The sequence below is a fragment of the Microbacterium sp. ZXX196 genome (assembly GCF_009709595.1).
Taxonomy (GTDB): Bacteria; Actinomycetota; Actinomycetes; order Actinomycetales; family Microbacteriaceae; genus Microbacterium; species Microbacterium excoecariae.
The window spans coordinates 99,385-118,005 of sequence record NZ_WMEE01000001.1; the positions used below are offsets into that span (position 1 = coordinate 99,385).

Here is an 18,621-nt window from a genome sequence, read left to right on the forward strand (position 1 = left end):
GCGACCGCCGCCGCGCGCCGGGCGCGCAGGCGCATGGGGCATCGTGACACAGGAACGGCGCGTGCGTTGTGTATGTCCGCCAAGGGTGGCGCGGGGCGCGCGGATAGGGTGGAACGCGTGACCGAACCCGACATGTCGACAACCGCTGGCAAGATCGCCGACCTGCGCGCCCGCTACCACGAGGCCGTCGTCGCGCCCGAGCAGAAGGCCGTCGAGAAGCAGCACGCCAAGGGGAAGCAGACCGCGCGCGAGCGCGTCGAGCAGCTCGTGGATCCGGGCAGCTTCGTCGAGCTCGACGAGTACGTCCGCCACCGCACGAACTCCTTCGGGATGGACCGGTCGCGTCCCTACGGCGACTCGGTCGTCACGGGCATCGGCGCGATCCACGGGCGGCCCGTCGCCATCTTCTCCCAGGACTTCTCGACCTTCGGGGGGTCCCTCGGCGAAGTTGCGGGCGACAAGATCGTGAAGGTCATGAAGTACGCCCTCCAGGGCGGCATGCCGATCGTCGGCATCCTGGACTCGGGCGGGGCGCGGATCCAGGAGGGCGTGCTCGCCCTCGGGAAGTACGCGGAGATCTTCCGCCTCAACACACAGGCGTCCGGCGTCATCCCGCAGATCTCGATCGTCATGGGTCCCGCGGCCGGGGGGGCCGTGTATTCGCCGGCCCTGACCGACTTCGTCATCATGGTCGACAAGACGAGCCAGATGTTCGTCACGGGCCCCGACGTCATCAAGACGGTGACGGGCGAGGACGTGGGCATGGAGGAGCTCGGCGGCGCGCACACGCACAACTCGCGGTCGGGCGTCGCGCACTATCTCGCCGACGACGAGGGCGACGCGCTCGACTACGCGCGCTCCCTCATCGGCTACCTGCCCGACAACAACATGTCCGACGCGCCGGACTACACCTCGGAATTCGAGTTCGAGACGACAGACCTGGACCGCGAGCTCAACGGCGTGATCCCCGACTCGCCGAACCAGCCGTACGACATCCACGGCGTCATCGAGCGCATCGTGGACGGCGCGGAGTTCCTCGAGGTGCAGCCCCTGTTCGCGCCGAACATCGTCATCGGGTTCGGCCGCATCGAGGGTCGCTCGGTCGGCATCATCGCCAACCAGCCGCAGCAGATGGCGGGCACGCTGAACATCGACGCCGGCGAGAAGGCCGCGCGCTTCATGCGGTTCTGCGACGCGTTCTCGATCCCGATCGTGACGCTCGTTGACGTGCCCGGCTATCTGCCCGGCACGGACCAGGAGTGGACCGGCGTCATCCGGCGCGGCGCGAAGCTCCTCTACGCGTACGCCGAGGCCACCGTCCCGCTCGTGACCGTCATCCTGCGCAAGGCCTATGGCGGCGCGTACATCGTGATGGGATCCAAGCAGCTCGGCGCCGACGTGAACCTCGCCTGGCCGACGGCGGAGATCGCCGTGATGGGCGGGCAGGGCGCCGTGAACATCCTCTACCGCGGCGAGATCAAGCGCGCGGAGGAGGCCGGCGAGGACGTGCAGGCGGTGCGCGCCAAGTTGGCCGACGAGTACACCTACAGCGTGGCGTCGCCGTTCCTCGCGGCCGAGCGCGGCGAGCTGGACGGCGTGATCGAGCCGGCGCAGACCCGCGTGATGATCGCGAAGGCCCTCCGGTCGCTGCGCCACAAGCGCGCCGAGCTGCCGCCGAAGAAGCACGGGAACATCCCGCTGTGAGCGAGGACAGCCCGCTCATCCGCGTCGTCGCGGGGAACCCCACCGACGAGGAGCTCGCGGCGGTCGTCGCCGTCGTCTCCGAGAGCTTCGTGCACGAGGTCGAGACGGCGACCGTGCCCGAGCCGGCCGACCGCTGGGCGCGTTCCGGGCGCATGCGGCGGTATCGCCGACGCGAGTGGGGGCGCTTCGCGGGCTGAGCGGATCCGCCGCGCCGCGCGCGCACCGCGTCGGCCTCTTCCGGCGCGGGCGCGCCCGTAGGCTCGAGACATGTGGACTCTCGCGCGCGCCGTCTCGCCCCGCATCGAGGAGGTCCCCTCGACGGGATCGACGAATGAGGACCTCGCCGAGCGGATCCGCGCGGGGGAAGCCTGGCCGCACCTCGGGGCCTACCTCACGCGCGACCAGCGCGGCGGCCGGGGGCGCCTGGGCCGGGCCTGGCGGGCGCCCGCCGGATCCTCGCTCGCGATCTCCGTGGCGCTGGACGCCCGGCGGATCCCGCCGGAGCGCCGCGGGTGGATCCCCCTGGTCGCCGGCGTCGCCATGCGCGACGCCGCGTCGCGGCAGCTTCCCGCCCCCGCCGGGGTGAAGTGGCCGAACGACGTACTGGTAGGGGAACGCAAGCTGTGTGGCATCCTCGCGGAGGTCGCGGGCCCGGCGATCGTCGTCGGGAGCGGCGTGAACACCCGGATGCGACAGGACGAGCGACCGGTGCCCACGGCGACGTCGTTCGCGATGGAGGGCGTGCGCGTCGACGAGGATCGCCTGCTGGCGGACTACCTCGGTCGCCTCCGCGAGCTGTCGGCCCGCCTCGTGCGCGCCTCGGTCCGGGAGGTGGTGAGGGAGGCCTGCGTGACCCTGGGCCGCGAGGTCACGGCGCACCTGCCGGGCGGCGACACCGTGACCGGGGTCGCGAGCGACATCGACGAGGACGGGCGCCTCGTCCTCCTTGCGCCGGGCCCGCGCGCGATCGCCGCGGGCGACGTGGTGCACGTCCGCCCGGCACAGACCGGATCCGCCTAGACGCGTCTCTCCCTCGCCCGCGCGCCGGTGCGCCGCCGGCCCGCCGCGCGCGAGAGAATGACCGCATGAGGGATGGCTCGCCGCAGCAGGAGTTGCGCATCGCGACGTTCCGCGGATCCGCGGCACGCCTCGCCGTGCCCGCGCTCGTGTTCATCGCGGTCGTGGGCGTCACGGGCTACCTGCTCGGGAACCTCCCCTCCCCGTTCGAGGACTGGATGCTCCTCGGCGCGGCGGCGGGGGTCGTCCTCGTCGCGGTCGTGATCCCGTGGTGGGTGTGGGCGTCGCGGCAGTACATCCTCACGACGCGGCGGATCATCGCGACCCGCGGCCTGATCTTCCGCCGCCGGCTCGAGCTGGCGCACGCCGGCGGGTACGTGATCGGCCTCACGCGCGGCCCGCTGCAGCGCCTCAGCGGCACGGGCACGCTCGTGCTCAGCGCGGGCGGACAGGAGATCGAGCTGCGGCGCGTGCACAATCCGCGCCTGATCAGCGAAACGCTGTCCGATCAGATCGAGATCAGCCAGATTCTCGCGCACCGCGAGGCGCAGGAGCACGCGGCGGATCCCTCCCTCGGCGGCTGAGGCGCCCGCCCGTCTGAGAGGATAAGGGCCATGACGAAGCGTGTCGGCGTAATCGGTGGGGGGCAGCTCGCCCGGATGATGATCGCTCCCGCGGTCGAGATGGGCGTGGAGATCCGGGTGCTCGCCGAGCAGCCCGGGATGTCGGCCCGGCTCGCCGAGAGCGCGGTCGGCGACTATCGCGACCTCGAGACCGTACGGGCGTTCGCGCGCGACGTCGACGTCGTCACCTTCGACCACGAGCATGTGCCGCAGGAGGTGCTTCGCGCGCTCGTCGACGAGGGCGTCGCCGTGCATCCCGGGCCGGACGCGCTGCAGTTCGCGCAGGACAAGCTCGTCATGCGCCGGCGCCTGGCCGAGCTGGGGGTTCCGCAGCCCGACTGGGCCGGCGTCGCCTCGCGCGCCGAGCTCCAGGCCTTCCTCGACGATCACGGCGGTCGCGCCGTCGTGAAGACGCCGCGCGGCGGATACGACGGCAAGGGCGTGCGCGTCGTCGCCGACGCCGCCGAGGCCGACGACTGGTTCGCGGCGTTCGCCGGCGAGCGAATCCTCGTGGAGGAGCTGGTCGACTTCCGCCGCGAGCTCGCGCAGCAGGTGGCGCGCCGCCCGAGCGGCGAGATGCGCCCGTACCCGGTCGTTGAGACCGTGCAGAAGGACGGGGTGTGCGCCGAGGTCTTCGCGCCGGCGCCGGGGATCGGCGAGCGCGCCGTCGAGGTCGCGGCCGAGATCGGGACCCAGATCGCGGCGGGCCTGAACGTGACCGGGATGCTCGCGGTCGAGTTGTTCGAGACGGCCGACGAGCGCCTGCTTGTGAACGAGCTGGCCATGCGCCCGCACAACAGCGGCCACTGGACCCAGGACGGCGCCGTGACGAGCCAGTTCGAGCAGCACCTGCGGGCGGTCCTCGACCTCCCGCTGGGCTCGCCGGACCCGCGCGCCGACGCCGTCTGCATGATCAACATCCTGGGCGGGCCGGCCGGCCAGGACATCGACGAGCGCTTCGCGGACGCCATGGCGGATCAGCCCGAGGCCAAGGTGCACACCTACGGCAAGGCGTCGCGCCCCGGCCGCAAGGTGGGGCACGTCAACGCGACGGCCGACTCGATCGAGGAAGCCGCGTACATCGCGCGCGCCGCCGCCGCCTTCTTCGCCTGACGCGTGCCGCTGAGTCTCCTTCCCATGCCCGCCCCCTACGCTGTTACGGTGCTGAACTCGTCTGAAACGCCCCTCGTCGGCGTCGTCATGGGATCCGACTCCGACTGGCGCGTCATGCAGGATGCGTCCGCCGCGCTCACCGATCTCGGGATCGCGCACGAGGTAGAGGTCGTCTCGGCACACCGCACCCCGGACAAGCTCATGTCCTACGCCCGCGGCGCGCGCGCCCGCGGCCTCCGGACCATCGTCGCGGGGGCGGGCGGCGCGGCGCACCTCCCGGGCATGCTCGCGTCGATGACGCCGCTGCCCGTGATCGGCGTTCCGGTTCAGCTCGCGACGCTCGACGGCCTGGACTCGCTCCTGTCGATCGTGCAGATGCCGGGCGGGATCCCCGTGGCCACGGTTTCCATCAACGGGGCGAAGAACGCCGGGCTGCTCGCCGCGCGCATCCTCGGATCCGCGGATCCCGAGGTCGCCGACCGGATCGAGGCGTACGCGCGCGACCTCGAGACCCAGGTGGAGGAGAAGAACCGCCGCCTCAAGGACTCGCTGGCGTGACGCGCGTCGCCGAGGCCCGGCCCGGCGAGAGCCTGCTCTCCGCCCAGCCGATGCGTACGCCCGACGTCGACGACGCGCGGCTCATGACGCGGCGCGCCTGGTGGCTCGTCGTGTTGAACTTTGTCATTCCCGGATCCGCCCAGGCGGTCGCGGGTGGGCGGCGGCTCGGCAAGGTCGGCCTCGCCGCCACGCTCATCATGTGGGTGCTGGGCGCGCTGACGCTGCTCGGCGTTCTCCTGTGGCGCTCGGCCACCATGTCGCTGCTCCTCCACCCCGTCACGCTGTGGATCCTGGGGATCCTCGTCGCCTCGTACGCGGTGCTGTGGGTCGTCCTCTCGCTCGACACCCTGCGCCTCGTGCGCCTCGTGCGGACCCGCACGCCCGCGCGCTGGGGGATCGCCGCGCTGGCGATCGTGCTCGCCGTGCTGCAGGGGGCGACCGGGGCCGTCGCCGCACCACGGATCTTCGCGGCCGCGGGCGGCCTCGGCGCGCTCTTCACGAACGCGGCGCCCGTCGTCCCGCCCAGCGACGGCTACTACAACGTGCTGCTCCTCGGCGCCGACTCGGGCGACGGGCGAGACTCGATGCGGTTCGACAGCATCTCCGTCGTGTCCGTGAACGCCGAGACCGGCGCCGTCACGATCACGGGGATTCCACGCGACCTGCAGCACTTCCCCTTCAGCGAGTCGAGCCCCATGACGGAGCTCTACCCGAACTACTTCGAGGGGCACTCCGACTCCTCCTGCGGGTGGTCGAGCGGCATCAACCAGCTGACCAACGCCGTCGTCTCGTGCCGCGAGGACGGCGGCGAGGGGCTGTACCCGGACGCCGCGGAGGAGGGATCCACGCCCGCGATCGAGGCGACCAAGGACGCCGCGGAGGGCCTCCTCGGCATCGACGTGCACTACTACGTGGCGATCGACATGCAGGGGTTCGCGTCGCTCATCGACTCGCTCGGCGGCGTCGACATCACGGTCGACGAGCGCCTTCCCGAGGGGCCGGGGCCGGCATACGAGGGGCAGAGCGCCGAGGAATGGGCGACGGGATGGATCGAGGAGGGCGAGCAGCACATGGACGGCGAGACCGCGCTCTGGTATGCCCGCTCGCGTTACACGACGAGCGACTGGGATCGCATGGAGCGCCAGCGCGAGCTGCAGGCCGCGATCATCGCGCAGATGACGCCGCAGAACGTGCTGTCGCGGTTCCAGGAGGTCGCCGCCGCCGGCACGAGCGTCGTGAGCACGGACGTGCCGCAGGGGCTCGTCTCGACCTTCGTCGATCTCGCGGTCGACGCGCGCTCGCAACCCGTCACGACCCTCGAGCTGAATCCCGACGCCGGGGTGGACCAGGAGTGGCCCGACGCGGACGCGATCCACGCGATGATCGACGAGGCGCTGCATCCCGCGGGCGCGGACTCCGCCGAGTGAGCGCGCGACCGGCTCCCAGGCTCCGCACGGGCCGGGAGATAGGATCCAGTGTGACGTTCTGCGGAAGAGTACTGCGAGGCGCAACAAAGTGACCACGATCGATCTGTCCGACTTCGAGCGGCCGGGCCGCGGGCGCGGCTTCGTCGACGTCTTCCGGCGGCGCTACCTGCTCTCGCTCCTCGTGCGCAAGGGCACCTCGACCCGCTACCGCAACTCGGTGCTGGGGTGGACCTGGTCGTACGTCAAGCCGCTCATCCAGTTCTTCATCTACTACGCGGTCATGGGCTTTATCTTCGGCCTCGACCGCGGGCTGAACAACTACCCGCTGTATCTCTTCTCCGGCTTCATCATGGTGAGCTTCTTCAACGAGGCCTTCGGGAATGCCACGACGGCCGTCGTCGATAACAAGGCGCTCGTCAAGAAGATCTACCTGCCGCGGGAGCTCTTCCCGATCTCGGCGATCATCGGCGCGTTCATCCACTTCTTGCCGCAGGTCGCCATCCTGCTCATCGTGGCGCTGAGTTACGGGTGGGTGCCGTCGCTCTCGCACATCGGCGCGGCAATCCTGGGCCTGGTGATCGTCGGACTGACGGCGCTCGGGCTGGGCCTGTTCTTCGCGGGCATGAATGTCCGCTACCGCGACGCGGGTAACTTCGTCGACGTGCTGCGGCAGCTGGCCACCTGGGCCTCGCCCGTGCTCTACACGTGGAAGCTCATCGACGAGAACCTCGACAGCTGGGTGTTGACCGTCTACATGATGAATCCCATCACGATCGCGGTCGAGCTGTTCCACTATGCCTTCTGGGAGCCCACCGTCGAGCCCTTCGCCACGGGGACGAACGAGGGCGGATGGTTTGGGTTCGCGCCGCACTTCGACCTGTACACGATCGGATCCGTGATCCTCGCCCTGCTGTTCGTCGTGATCGGGCAGCTGACCTTCCGCCGCTTCGAGCGCACCTTCGCCCAGGACCTGTGATGTCGAACACTCTCGAACAGACCACGGCGGCGCGCCCGTCGATCATCGTCGATCACGTCACGAAGAAGTTCCTCAAGCGGAACACGCACTCCTTCAAGGAGGCGTTCGTGGGGTGGACCAAGGGGAAGAAGGTCCGCGCCGACTACTTCCGCGCGCTCGACGATGTGAGCTTCCAGGTCGGCGAGGGCGAGTCGGTTGCGGTCCTCGGTTTCAACGGATCCGGCAAGTCGACCACCCTCAAGATGGTCTCCGGCGTGCTTGAGCCCGACGAGGGGCGCGTGTTCACGCGCGGTCGCGTCGCGGGGCTCATCGAGGTGGGCGCGGGATTCCACCCCGAGCTCTCGGGGCGCGAAAACGTCTTCCTCAACGCCGCCATTCTCGGCATGTCGAAGAAGGAGACGGAGGCGCGGTTCGACGAGATCGTCGCCTTCAGCGAGATCGGCGACTTCATCGACCAGGAGGTCAAGCACTACTCGTCCGGCATGTTCATGCGGCTGGCGTTCTCGGTGGCCATCCACGTCGACCTCGACGTGCTTCTCGTCGACGAGGTGCTCTCGGTCGGCGACGCGCCGTTCCGGAAGAAGTGCAACGACAAACTGGAGGAGCTCACGCGCCAGGGCGTGACGATGCTCGTCGTGAGCCACAACATGCAGACCGTGCAGCGTCTCTGCTCGCGGGGCATCGTCATCCACGAGCACAAGGTGCTCTTCGACGGCCCGATCGACGAGGCCGTCGAGGTCATCCGCACGACGCCGCACTGAGCGCGGCGCCGCGCGGGCGGCCTACGCCCCCCGCGCGCGGCGGGCGAGGCGCTTCAGGGTGCGCACCGTGCGCTCCGGCAGCGAATACCGCTCGACCTCGCGGATGATCCGCTCCTCGGACTCCCGGATCCGGTCGTCGATCATCTTCGATAGGAAGAGGACGAGGCCGTCGCCGTTGTCGCGGACGTAGGCGCGCAGCGCCTCGTCGCGGATGCGGGCGTCGTGCAGGCGGTGGTCGCGGCCGGCCGCGATGACGCTATTGCCGTGCGCGCCGCCCTGGCCTGGGCGCTGGTGCCAGTAGGCGTAGGGCGTCGTGTCGTCGAGGTACTCCAGCGGCGCCTCGCGCAGCAGCTTGAGGTAGAAGTCCCAGTCCCCGATCACGGGCAGGGCTTCGTCGTACAGGCCGTGGCGCTCGTGCGCGGACCGGCGGTAGAGGAATCCGATCGGCACGAACCGGTTGTAGAGGAGCTCGTCGGCGAGCGTCGGCATCGGCAGCTGCGCCTCCCACAGCTGGCGCTCGAGGACGCGGAAGCCGTCGCCGTCGGGCTCTTCGCGCACGAGCTCGATGCGCGAGACGACGCCCGCCCGATCGGCGTTCTCCGGCGCGTCGAGGTAGGCGACCGCGCGCTCGAGGAACTCGGGGTGCCACGTGTCGTCGTCGTCGTGCAAGACAAGAAGATCGGCCGTGCTCGCGAGCACGCCCGCGTTCGCGCTCACCCAGCGGCCGTGGGAGCGCTGACGGTGCAGCACCCGCACGCGGTCGCGGAAGCGCTCGGGCACGCGCGCGATCGCCTCGTCGACGGGCGCGGTGCCGCCGCCGTCGTTGACGATGACGCACTCCCAGTCCTCGAGGGTCTGGGCCGTGATGCTCGACAGTGCCCGCGCGAGAAATCGCGGCCGGTCTTTCGTGCGGACGACGACCGCGACGCGCGGCTCGGTCGTCACCGGCCCATCCCCGTATAGGTCCACCCCGCCTGGCGCCAGGCAGCCGGGTCCAGCACGTTTCGGCCGTCGAACACGACCGGGCGCGCGACGAGCTCGGCCGTCGCGGCGGGGTCGAGCTCCTTGAACTGCTTCCACTCCGTGACGACCGCGACGGCCTCGGCGCCGGTGAGCGCCTCCTCGAGGCTGTCCGCATAGGTCAGCTGCGGGTGCGCGCGGCGCGCGGTCTCCATGGCCTGCGGGTCGTAGGAGACGACCTCGGCGCCGAGGCCCTTCAGCCGCACGGCCACGTCGAGGGCGGGAGAGTCGCGGATGTCGTCGCTGTCGGGCTTGAACGCGAGGCCGAGCACGGCCACGCGGCGGCCGAACACCGGTCCGTCGAAGGAGTCGACGACGAGGTCGACGAGGCGCTGACGGCGGCGCAGGTTGATCTCGTCGACCTGCTTGAGGAACGCGACCGACTCGCCGCGACCGAGCTCCTCGGCGCGCGCGGTGAAGGCGCGGATGTCCTTCGGGAGGCAGCCGCCGCCGAAACCGACGCCGGCGTTGAGGAACTTGCGGCCGATGCGCACGTCGTGGCCGATGGCGTCGGCGAGTTGCGTGACGTCGGCCCCCGTGACCTCGGCGATCTCCGCCATCGCGTTGATGAAGCTGATCTTCGTCGCGAGGAACGAGTTGGCGGCGACCTTGACCAGCTCGGCCGTCGCGTAGTCCGTGACGAGGCGCGGGGTGTCGCGCTCGAGGATCGAGGCGTACACGGCGTCGAGCGTGGCGACGTCGTCGTCGGCCGAGTCCCCGCCCACGCCGTAGACGAGCCGGTCGGGGGCGACGGTGTCTTGGACGGCGAAGCCCTCGCGGAGGAACTCCGGGTTCCAGGCGAGGCGCAGCCCGGCGGGGCGGACGACGCCGGCGAGGCGCTCGGCCGTGCCGACGGGCACGGTCGACTTGCCGACGACGAGAGAGCCCGCCTTCGCGTGGGGGAGGAGGTCGCCGACGGCGGCGTCGACGTACGTGAGGTCGGCGCCCGCGCCGTCCTTGCGCTGCGGCGTCCCGACGCCGATGAAGTGAACCTCGGCCGAGGCGGCGTCGGCGTAGTTGGTCGAGAAGGAGAGGTTGCCCGAGTCGAGGCCCGCCTGCAAGATCTCGTTGAGGCCCGGCTCGTAGATCGGCGCCTTCCCCGACGAGAGCGTGGCGACCTTCGCGGCGTCCACGTCGATGCCGACGACCGTGTGGCCAAGCGAGGCCATCGCTGCCGCATGCACCGCGCCGAGGTAGCCGCATCCGATGACGCTCAACTGCATGGATTCTCTCCTTCATGGGGATCGTCGTCGCACGCCGACGGCGCGCCCCTCACATCCTGCCACGACGCGGGGGCGCGAGCCCTCCGCACGCCGGGAGGTGAGGGATCCCTCATCCGGGCCTCAGCGCGGCCGCATATCCTGGATCCGCTATGCGCGAATCTTCCGGCGCCCCCGGCGCACCGCTTGTGTCCGTCGTCGTCCCGACCCACGATGTCGCTCCCTGGCTGCGCCAGAGCCTCGAGAGCATCCTCGCCCAGCGCGTCGACATGGAGGTTCTTGTCGTCGACGACCGCTCGACTGACGAGACGGTGGACATCGCGCGGGCCTTCGCCGCGCGCGATGAGCGGGTGACGGTGCACGCCGCCGAGACGCCGGGCGGCGGATCCGCGCGCAACGCCGGCGCCCGGCTCGCCCGGGGGCGCTACCTCATCTTCGCCGACGGGGACGACCTCATCCCGGACGGGGCCTATGCGGCGCTCGTCGGGAGCCTCGAGCGCACCGGGTCCGACATGGCGGTCGGCGACTACATCAAGTTCCGCGCGGTCGACACCTGGCGCCCGACCGCGGCCATGCCCGCCTTCGCGCACCACCGGTCGGGGATCACGCTCGCCGACGAGCCGACGCTGCTCTACAGCCGCCCCTGCTGGAACAAGGCCTACCGCCGGGAGTTCTGGGAGGCCTCCGGCATCGCCTTCCCCGACGTGCCGCGCTCCAACGACATCGTGCCGATGGTGTCCGCGCTCGTCGGGGCGGCATCGATCGACATCATCCCGGACGTCGTCTACGTGTATCGCGAGCGTCCGGGCGCGGGCTCGATGACCGCCCGCGCGGGAGCGTCCACGTCGCTCGTGAGCTACCTCACGCAGGAGACCGCGTGCGCCCAGCTCGTGCGCGCCGAGCGCAGCGCGGAGCTCGATCGCGTGTACGCGAACCTCGTGTGGGACCGTGACGGCTTCCAGGCCGTCGCGAAGTTCCTCGCCGCGTGGGAGCCGGGCGAGGGCGACGTCGCGGTCTCGGAGCAGCTCGCGCGCCTGCTCGCCGCGACCGGATGGCCGGGCGCCAACGTGCATCCGCTGCGGCGGCTCGCGCTCGAGCTCGCCGCGTCCGGGCGGCTCGCCGCGGCCGCGGTGGCGGCCTCGGCGGCGGAGGGATCTCCGGCGCCGCCGGCGGCGCTCGCCGGCTTTGTCGATCTCGCGTCGGACGACCCCACGGCGGGGGTGCCGGCCCCCGAGCGGAGCGTGATCGCCGAGCGGTTCGCGCGCCAGTTCGCCACGCGGGCGTCCGATCCCGCGTGGCAGGAGGCCGCGGCCCTCGCGACGGAGGCGTGGGGCCCGCGCGCGACGCTCTTCTCGCCGGATCCGCGGGGCGAGGGGGCCGCGCGCGAGGCGGGGCGCCTCACGCGCGTGGCCGGGGGGCCGCTGCTCGTCGTCGAGGGTCGGGGCCAGGAGCCGAGCCTTGCGCCCGCTCTGTTCGACGGCGAGGCGTCGATCGCCGAGGGCGGGGCGAGGGTGATCGATCCTGTCAGCGTCACGTGGACGGGGGAGGACGCGTGGTCCGCCGTGTATCCGGTCGCCGCGCTCCCGCTCCACCGGCCGCTGACGCCGGTCGTGCGCGCGCCGGGCGGGGAGTGCGTCCCTGTGCCCGGCGAGCCGCCGATCCCGCCCTACGCGCCCCGCGACGCGTTCCTGTACGACGTGCAGGACGGGATCCTCGTCGTCCGCCGGCGCCGCCACTGGATCCCGCGGGCGGCACGTCGCGCCGCGATCCTCGCGCGCGCCCGCCTCAGGCGCTGAGCGCGCGCGGGGACTCGGCGGTCAGCTCGGCGAGGAGCGCGGCGTAGCGGCGCGAGGTCTCCCACGGCGAGATCGGGGCGAGGAACGCGTCGAAGGACTCCGCCGTGACGCCCGCGAACAAGGCGGGGTCGGCCAGCAGGTCCGCGAGGGACTCGGCGGGGCGGGCCGGGTCGAAGAACGCGACCCACGGCTCGTCGGCGAACTGGCGCTCGAGGTGCGGATCCGCGGGCAGGACGACGGGAACCCGGAAGGTCGCGGCGAGGTGCACGCTGCCGGAGTTGAGAATCGCGCGGTAGGGGAACACCGCGACGTCGGCCGCGGCGAACCAGCGCGCGATGTCGCCGTCCGGGACGAAGTCGAGGTGCGTGGCCGCGGCGAGGCCCGCCGGAATCGTCGCGGCAAAATCCTCGCGGGACATCTCCTTGACCGCGCCCGCGACGAGGAGCCGCACGGCGCGGTCGTCGCGGCGCGCCGCGGCCTCGGCCGCCGCGCCGACGAGCGCGTCGACGCCCTTGTAGGGGCGGATCTGCCCCAGGAACAGCACGGCCAGGTCGCGCGGGGCGAGGGAGAACGACGCCCGCGCGGCGTCCGGGCCGAGCCCCGTGTCGTACACGCCCTCGTAGCTGGGGTGGGGGAGAATCCGGACCTTCTCCGGATCCAGCCGCACGATGTCCGCGAGGGCGGCGGGGGTGTGCGGGGCCATGATGTGGATCAGGTCGGCGTGGGACGCCACCTCGCCCATCAGCTCGATCTCGAGCTCCCGGAAGGTGAGCTCGTGCGGCAGGCGGTTGTGCACGGTCCACAGCAGCCGGACCCCGTGCTCCCGCATGCGCTCCAGGAGGCGGCGCACGGCGCGGAGTCGTCGTTCCGCGGCGGCCCGCGTCTGGGCCTGCTGCAGGATCGGCGTTGTCCAGTGCAGGTGCACGACATCGCCGCGGTTCAGCGTGCGCGCCGCACGCATGAGGTCGTCGTACGTGTTCGCGCCCTCGATGCGGTACCCCGCCGCCGTCCCCGCGAGCTGCAGGAGGTTGAGGAACGGATTGTCTCGATATGCGGGAAACACGAGCACGCGGGGACCGGAACGCATGGATCGATCGTAGGCCGCACGGCTGGGTGGACGGACACTGGGGGATCCGGTGTACTTCTGTCACACTGGTGCCTATGCGTCGCATCCGTCACCACTATGATTCCGCCGTGCGCGGGCGCGCCCTGCTGGCAACGGCGGTCATCGCCGTGCTGTGCGGGGCCCTGCTGCCGACGACGGCGAGCGCGGTGACGTCCACGCCGACTCCCGCGCCCACCCCGACGGAGACGGCAGCGCCGGAGGACGCGCCCGCGGATCCGGAGACGACTCCCTCGGCCGATCCCACGGCGGCGCCCTCCGCGCCCGCAGAGGCGGACGCGGCGCCCGCCGAGGACGACGCACCCGACGAGGCGCCAAGCGAGGACGCGACGTCCGAGGAGGACGACGCCGCGCGACTCGCGACCGAGGAAGCCGGCGATCAGGCGATCCCGACCCCCGAGAACGGCGACTACATCGGCTCGAACACGGTCGACGAGGTCGACCCGGGCGGATACCTCGCGGCGATGGGAGACGAGTTCCAGACGACGTCGCTCGTGGGCTTCGACGCGGGCGACATCATCGACAACGCCACGATGTACACGTCGGGCACGATGTCGGCGTCGCAGATCCAGACCTTCTTCAACGGCAAGGTTCGCACGTGTGAGGCGGGCTACACCTGCCTCAAGGACTTCTCGATGCGCACGGCGACGAAGGAGCCGAACAGCTACTGCACCTCGCGCTACGTGGGTTCCTCGAACGACAGCGCGGCGCAGATCATCTCGAAGGTCGCGAAGGCCTGCAACGTCAGCGAGAAGGTCCTCATCGTCATGCTCCAGAAGGAGCAGGGCCTCATCACCCACGTCTGGCCGAGCGACTGGCGCTACGACACCGCGATGGGCTACGCCTGCCCCGACACGGGCCCCGGCAACACCGCGAACTGCGACTCGACGTACTTCGGGTTCCAGAACCAGATGTACATGGCGGCCTACCAGCTGCAGCGGTACACGAAGGATTCCTACTTCAGCTGGTACCCCGTGGGCCGCTCGTCGCAGGTGCTGTGGCACCCGAACTCGAGCTGCGGATCCGCGGCCGTCACGATCAAGAACGACGCGACCGCGGCGCTGTACTACTACACGCCCTACCAGCCCAACCGTGCGGCGCTAAACGCCGGCTACGGCGTCGGCGACAGCTGCTCGTCGTACGGCAACCGCAACTTCTACAACTACTACACCGACTGGTTCGGGTCCACGCACGGTGGCGGCGGGAGCGGGAGCGGCGGCACGGAGTACTCCGTGTCGGGCGCGATCGGCACGAAGTGGCGCACGGTGTCGGACGACCTCGGCCCCGCCACGAGCGAGGAGCGATGCACGTTGCCGCGGGGCGGCTGCTACCAGAACTTCGAGCACGGCCGCATCTACTGGAAGAGCGGCCTGGGCGCGCACGTCACGTCGGGCAAGATCCAGGCCGCGTGGGTCGCGCAGTCTTCGGAGCGCGGGCCGCTCGGGTACCCCACGACCGACCCGCGGTGCACGCTCGTCGACGGCGGGTGCTATCAGCACTTCGAGAACGGGAGCATTCACTGGTCTGCGGATTCGGGTGCCCACGCGACGAGCGGCGCGATCAAGCAGGGGTGGCGCGCGAACGGCTGGGAGTCGGGCATCCTCGGATATCCCGTGTCGGACGAGCGCTGCACCCTCGTCGATGGCGGGTGCTACCAGAACTTCCAGGGCGGACGCATCTACTGGACGGATTCGATGGGCGACACGGCTATCGCGCTGCCGTTCGGCGGGATCCAGGCGGCGTGGGGCCGCGAGGGAAAGGAATCGGGCAGCCTCGGATATCCCACCTCGGTGCAGAAGTGCACGCTCGTCGGCGGCGGTTGCTGGCAAAACTTCGAGGGGGGCAAGGTCTACCTGTCTCCGGACGACGGCGCGCACGCCGTGCAGGGGGCCATCCTCTCGGCCTGGCGCGCTACGGGCTACGAGAGCGGCGAGCTCGGATACCCCACGAGCGACGAGACCTGCGTGTCGTCTAGCGTGTGCGCCCAGACCTTCGAGCACGGGACCATCACGTGGTCCTCGGGCGCGTCGGCGCGCGTTGTCTCGGGCGCGCTGGAGGCCGGCTGGAGCACGGGCGGGGGCCTCGCGGGGAAGCTCGGGGCCGCCGTCTCCAACGAGCGGTGTGGCCTGACGCAGAACGGGTGTTACCAGAACTTCCAGGGCGGGCGCGTGTACTGGAAGCCCGCGATGGGTGACGACGGCATCGCCGTGGTCGGCGCCATCCGCAACGCCTGGAAACGGTCGGGCATGGAAACCGGATCGCTCGGTTACCCCACGACGGTGCAGAAATGCACGCTCGCCGGTGGCGGGTGCTGGCAGAACTTTGACGGTGGCAAGATCTACTGGTCGGCCGCCAGCGGCGGGCACGCCGTGGACGGCGCTATTCTCGCGACCTGGAAGGACGCGGCGTACGAGGCGGGCGCGCTCGGCTACCCGACCTCGGATGAGCGCTGCGGGCTGGATGAGGGCGGGTGCTACCAGAACTTCCAGGGCGGCCGCGTGTACTGGCACGCGGGCATGACCAGCGCGATCCCGACCATGTTCGGGGCGATCCAGCGCGCGTGGACGGCATCGGGGTCGGAATCCGGGAAGTTCGGATATCCGACCTCCGTGGAGAAGTGCACCCTCGCCGACGGGGGCTGCTGGCAGAACTTTGACGGCGGCAAGTTCTATTCCTCCGCCGCGGGGGCCTACGGCGTGGGTGGCGCGATCCTGTCGGCATGGCGCGAGACGGGGTACGAATCGGGCCGGCTCGGGTACCCCACCGCGAGCGAGGCCTGCGGCGGTGGCACGTGTACGCAGCAGTTCGAGGGCGGCACGATCACGTGGCGCTCGGGCGAGGGAACGCGCGTGCGGTATTCCTGACGCGTCGCCTCGCGCGGGCCTCGCGCGGTGCGTGGGCCGGGCATGCCCTAGCCTGAAGGTGAACCGCGCACACGGCGCCTGCGGGCGCACGACAGGATGAGAAACGCACGCTGTGAGTACGCCCGAGCACACCTCTCCCTCCGAGATCGCGCCCGTGACGCGCACTGCGTCGGGAGCGCGCCTGCCGAATCTCATCATCGGCGGCGCCCAGAAGGCGGGGACGACGTGGCTGCACCACGCGCTGAAGGCGTCCGCTCAGCTGCAGAAGTCCGACACGAAGGAACTGAACTACTTCAACCGCCCGGGTCACGCGGAGCGCCTCGAGGAGTACGCCGCGCGGTTCCCGCAGGATTCGGATGCGGCGTACTTTTACGAGAGCAGCCCGAATTACCTCCGCCCCCCGAGCCCCGAGAGCAACGTCGCGCGGAACATCGCCACGACGCTCGATCGCCCGGCGGTGCTGCTGCTGTTCCGCGACCCGGTCGACCGGTACGAGTCCGCCTACGTCCACCACATCGCCGCGGGGCGCCGCGAGTACACGGCCGAGATCGACGTCGTCGACACGGAGTTCTACATGGTGGACTTCGGCCGCTACGGCACGCTGCTGGAGGCATGGCAGGAATGGCTGCCCCAGACCCGGACCTACCTCTACGACGACCTCCAGGACAAGCCCGCCCTGATCCGCCGCGTCATGAACGACATCGGGCTCGACAACGACATCGATCCCGAGGGGCTCGAATTTCAGGTCAACGCGGCCTCCGTCAAGCAAAAGCGCAACGGGTGGCCGGCGGTTCCGCGCCTCACCCCGGCCGTCCGCGCGCAGCTGAGCGAGCTGTACGCGCCGGAGGTGGAGAAGCTACAGGCGATCCTCGGGCGCGACCTCTCGCACTGGCTCCCGGCCTGACGCGTCGGCCTCCGCGCCAGCGCCGTCGTGGGGAAACACCCATCGGTCGTAGGTGACAAAGCGGAACGCGGTCGCCAGGGCCTGCCCGATGAACGTTCCCGAGATGTTGTCGGCCACGATCCCGTCGAGGCCGAGCACGTAGCGCGAGAAGGCGAGGCAGCCGAGCTGCAGCCCCATCGCCACGAGGTTGAAGACGACGAACAGCGCGTAGCGTGACCACCGGTGGGGGAGGTGGCGGTCGTTGAAGGTCCAGAAGCGATTGCCCACGTACGTCACGACCGACGCCACCACGATCGCGAAGATTTTCGCGGGCAGCGGGTACGCGTGGAGCGGCCCGAGACCCGAGAATCCGAACACCAGGAGGTTGTAGGTCACCGCGTCGACGAGGAACGCGATCCCTCCGATGACGAGGAACGAGCCTGCCTGCGCGAGCTTCCGAACGAGGGGGTGGCGGGGCATGGGTGTTCCTCCCGAGAGGGCGCGAGCGGCCGTGTTAGCCTGGGGCGGCTCCGGCGGCGCTGAGCGACCTCCCGCCGTGGAGCCCACCCATCCTACGTGCCGGAAGTTCCCCCATGCCTCAGCCCCTCATCGCGGCCATCGTCCCCTGCTATAACGAGGAACTCGCGATCGCGAAGGTCGTCGCCGACCTGCGTGCTGCGGTGCCGGAGATGGTCGTCTACGTGTACGACAACAACAGCTCCGATCGCACGGCGGAGGTGGCGCGCGAGGCGGGGGCCATCGTGCGGCGCGAGGAGCGCAAGGGGAAGGGCAACGTCGTGCGCCGCGCGTTCGCCGACATCGAGGCCGACATCTACGTGATGATCGACGGAGACGACACGTACGACGCGGCGGTGCTCCCGGAGATGATTCGGACGCTCCGCGAGGGGCACTACGACCACGTCCTGGGCGTCCGCGAGGAGCAGACGGTGTCGGCGTACCGCGCGGGGCACGAACTGGGTAACCGCGGCTTCAACTGGCTCGTGTCCTCCGTGTTCGGGGATCGCGTCAGCGACATGCTCAGCGGCTATCGGGTCATGTCGCGCCGGTTTGTCAAGAGCTTCCCGGCCGCGTCGCGCGAGTTCGAGATCGAGACGGAGCTGACCGTTCACGTCATGAGCATTCGGGTGCCGCAGGCGGAGGTCGCGGTCGGCTTCAAGGACCGTCCGGCGGGGAGCGAATCGAAGCTGCGGACGTACCACGACGGCTTCCGCATCCTGAATCTCGTCGTGCAGCTGATCCGGCACGAGCGGCCGCTGTTCTTCTACGGGCTCATCGGTGCCCTGTTCGTGCTCGTGGCGGTCATCCTGGGGATCCCACTGATCGTGGAGTTTGCCCAGACGGGTTTTGTCCCGAGGCTCCCGACCGCCGTGGTGGTCATCGGCCTGTCGGTGTGCGGGGCGCTCTCCTGGTCCGCCGGCCTCGTACTCGATGGCGTGCTCAAGTCGCGCCGCGAGGTGAGCAGGCTCAACTACCTCACCTACCGCGCGACCGAGTGAATCCGCCGGTCCGGGGCGC

General features: G+C 70.6%; 17 protein-coding genes. 13 read left to right on the forward strand and 4 right to left on the reverse strand.

Annotated features, from left to right (window positions below; genetic code table 11):
- Positions 1–72: 72 nt before the first annotated feature.
- The 9 genes from GJQ66_RS00480 to GJQ66_RS00520 all read left to right on the forward strand — a co-directional run bounded on the left by GJQ66_RS00480 (position 73) and on the right by GJQ66_RS00520 (position 8,179).
- Positions 73–1,704, forward strand: coding sequence for an acyl-CoA carboxylase subunit beta (locus GJQ66_RS00480; protein WP_155047415.1), 1,632 nt, complete (start codon positions 73–75; stop codon positions 1,702–1,704).
- Positions 1,701–1,901: an acyl-CoA carboxylase subunit epsilon gene (locus GJQ66_RS14505; RefSeq protein ID WP_155047416.1), complete on the forward strand. Its 201-nt coding sequence runs from the start codon at positions 1,701–1,703 to the stop codon at positions 1,899–1,901. The genes GJQ66_RS00480 and GJQ66_RS14505 overlap by 4 nt, the downstream gene beginning before the upstream one ends.
- Before the next feature lie 70 nt (positions 1,902–1,971).
- On the forward strand, positions 1,972–2,724 hold the full coding sequence (locus tag GJQ66_RS00490; protein WP_155047417.1) for a biotin--[acetyl-CoA-carboxylase] ligase: 753 nt from the start codon (positions 1,972–1,974) through the stop codon (positions 2,722–2,724).
- A 65-nt stretch (positions 2,725–2,789) separates the two neighbouring features.
- Complete coding sequence (locus GJQ66_RS00495; protein ID WP_155047418.1) at positions 2,790–3,305, forward strand: PH domain-containing protein; 516 nt, start codon at positions 2,790–2,792, stop codon at positions 3,303–3,305.
- Positions 3,306–3,335: 30 nt separating this feature from the next.
- Positions 3,336–4,457, forward strand: coding sequence for a 5-(carboxyamino)imidazole ribonucleotide synthase (locus GJQ66_RS00500; protein WP_155047419.1), 1,122 nt, complete (start codon positions 3,336–3,338; stop codon positions 4,455–4,457).
- Positions 4,458–4,544: 87 nt separating this feature from the next.
- The gene (purE, locus tag GJQ66_RS00505) at positions 4,545–5,015 is read left to right on the forward strand and encodes a 5-(carboxyamino)imidazole ribonucleotide mutase (protein ID WP_155047585.1); all 471 of its coding nucleotides are present in this window, start codon (positions 4,545–4,547) and stop codon (positions 5,013–5,015) included.
- 50 nt (positions 5,016–5,065) lie between these two features.
- Complete coding sequence (locus GJQ66_RS00510; RefSeq protein WP_155047586.1) at positions 5,066–6,442, forward strand: LCP family protein; 1,377 nt, start codon at positions 5,066–5,068, stop codon at positions 6,440–6,442.
- Between the two features lie 88 nt (positions 6,443–6,530).
- Positions 6,531–7,418, forward strand: coding sequence for an ABC transporter permease (locus tag GJQ66_RS00515; RefSeq protein WP_368732484.1), 888 nt, complete (start codon positions 6,531–6,533; stop codon positions 7,416–7,418).
- Entirely contained in the window at positions 7,418–8,179 is a 762-nt protein-coding gene (locus GJQ66_RS00520) for an ABC transporter ATP-binding protein (protein WP_155047421.1), read from the forward strand. Before GJQ66_RS00515 ends, GJQ66_RS00520 begins: the two co-directional genes overlap by 1 nt.
- Positions 8,180–8,200: 21 nt before the next feature.
- Here GJQ66_RS00520 and GJQ66_RS00525 read toward each other — a convergent pair whose 3' ends face one another.
- Positions 8,201–9,124, reverse strand: a complete 924-nt coding sequence (locus GJQ66_RS00525) for a glycosyltransferase (RefSeq protein ID WP_196215765.1) — start codon at positions 9,122–9,124, stop codon at positions 8,201–8,203.
- Positions 9,121–10,422 (reverse strand): UDP-glucose/GDP-mannose dehydrogenase family protein, encoded by a 1,302-nt coding sequence (locus GJQ66_RS00530; protein ID WP_155047423.1) that lies wholly within the window; start codon positions 10,420–10,422, stop codon positions 9,121–9,123. The genes GJQ66_RS00525 and GJQ66_RS00530 overlap by 4 nt, the downstream gene beginning before the upstream one ends.
- A gap of 149 nt (positions 10,423–10,571) precedes the next feature.
- On the opposite strand from GJQ66_RS00530, the gene GJQ66_RS00535 reads away from it, so the two are divergent.
- Positions 10,572–12,215 carry a glycosyltransferase family 2 protein gene (locus GJQ66_RS00535; protein WP_155047424.1) on the forward strand — a complete coding sequence of 548 codons (1,644 nt, stop codon included), beginning with the start codon at positions 10,572–10,574 and terminating at the stop codon, positions 12,213–12,215.
- Here the strand turns inward: GJQ66_RS00535 and GJQ66_RS00540 are convergent.
- On the reverse strand, positions 12,205–13,302 hold the full coding sequence (locus GJQ66_RS00540) for a glycosyltransferase (RefSeq protein ID WP_155047425.1): 1,098 nt from the start codon (positions 13,300–13,302) through the stop codon (positions 12,205–12,207). The two genes, GJQ66_RS00535 and GJQ66_RS00540, sit on opposite strands and share 11 nt — an antisense overlap.
- Before the next feature lie 74 nt (positions 13,303–13,376).
- On the opposite strand from GJQ66_RS00540, the gene GJQ66_RS00545 reads away from it, so the two are divergent.
- Positions 13,377–16,202 carry an LGFP repeat-containing protein gene (locus GJQ66_RS00545; protein WP_155047426.1) on the forward strand — a complete coding sequence of 942 codons (2,826 nt, stop codon included), beginning with the start codon at positions 13,377–13,379 and terminating at the stop codon, positions 16,200–16,202.
- Positions 16,203–16,314: 112 nt separating this feature from the next.
- Positions 16,315–17,106 carry a sulfotransferase domain-containing protein gene (locus tag GJQ66_RS00550; protein WP_155047427.1) on the forward strand — a complete coding sequence of 264 codons (792 nt, stop codon included), beginning with the start codon at positions 16,315–16,317 and terminating at the stop codon, positions 17,104–17,106.
- Here GJQ66_RS00550 and GJQ66_RS00555 read toward each other — a convergent pair.
- Positions 17,059–17,565: a GtrA family protein gene (locus GJQ66_RS00555; protein WP_155047428.1), complete on the reverse strand. Its 507-nt coding sequence runs from the start codon at positions 17,563–17,565 to the stop codon at positions 17,059–17,061. The genes GJQ66_RS00550 and GJQ66_RS00555 overlap by 48 nt on opposite strands.
- A 113-nt stretch (positions 17,566–17,678) precedes the next feature.
- Here GJQ66_RS00555 and GJQ66_RS00560 point away from each other — a divergent pair, with 113 nt between their 5' ends.
- Positions 17,679–18,602, forward strand: coding sequence for a glycosyltransferase (locus tag GJQ66_RS00560; protein WP_155047429.1), 924 nt, complete (start codon positions 17,679–17,681; stop codon positions 18,600–18,602).
- The last annotated feature ends 19 nt before the right edge of the window (positions 18,603–18,621 follow it).

Excerpts from the sequence above, each read along its gene's own strand:
- GJQ66_RS00530 (WP_155047423.1), bottom strand. The coding sequence starts at position 10,422 with ATGCAGTTGAGCGTCATCGGATGCGGCTACCTCGGCGCGGTGCATGCG.
- GJQ66_RS00520 (WP_155047421.1), top strand. The coding sequence starts at position 7,418 with ATGTCGAACACTCTCGAACAGACCACGGCGGCGCGCCCGTCGATCATC.
- GJQ66_RS00535 (WP_155047424.1), top strand. The coding sequence starts at position 10,572 with ATGCGCGAATCTTCCGGCGCCCCCGGCGCACCGCTTGTGTCCGTCGTC.
- GJQ66_RS00510 (WP_155047586.1), top strand. The coding sequence starts at position 5,066 with ATGCGTACGCCCGACGTCGACGACGCGCGGCTCATGACGCGGCGCGCC.
- GJQ66_RS00540 (WP_155047425.1), bottom strand. The coding sequence starts at position 13,302 with ATGCGTTCCGGTCCCCGCGTGCTCGTGTTTCCCGCATATCGAGACAAT.
- GJQ66_RS00555 (WP_155047428.1), bottom strand. The coding sequence starts at position 17,565 with ATGCCCCGCCACCCCCTCGTTCGGAAGCTCGCGCAGGCAGGCTCGTTC.
- purE (WP_155047585.1), top strand. The coding sequence starts at position 4,545 with ATGGGATCCGACTCCGACTGGCGCGTCATGCAGGATGCGTCCGCCGCG.
- GJQ66_RS00495 (WP_155047418.1), top strand. The coding sequence starts at position 2,790 with ATGAGGGATGGCTCGCCGCAGCAGGAGTTGCGCATCGCGACGTTCCGC.
- GJQ66_RS00545 (WP_155047426.1), top strand. The coding sequence starts at position 13,377 with ATGCGTCGCATCCGTCACCACTATGATTCCGCCGTGCGCGGGCGCGCC.
- GJQ66_RS00480 (WP_155047415.1), top strand. The coding sequence starts at position 73 with ATGTCCGCCAAGGGTGGCGCGGGGCGCGCGGATAGGGTGGAACGCGTG.
- GJQ66_RS00560 (WP_155047429.1), top strand. The coding sequence starts at position 17,679 with ATGCCTCAGCCCCTCATCGCGGCCATCGTCCCCTGCTATAACGAGGAA.
- GJQ66_RS00490 (WP_155047417.1), top strand. The coding sequence starts at position 1,972 with ATGTGGACTCTCGCGCGCGCCGTCTCGCCCCGCATCGAGGAGGTCCCC.
- GJQ66_RS00500 (WP_155047419.1), top strand. The coding sequence starts at position 3,336 with ATGACGAAGCGTGTCGGCGTAATCGGTGGGGGGCAGCTCGCCCGGATG.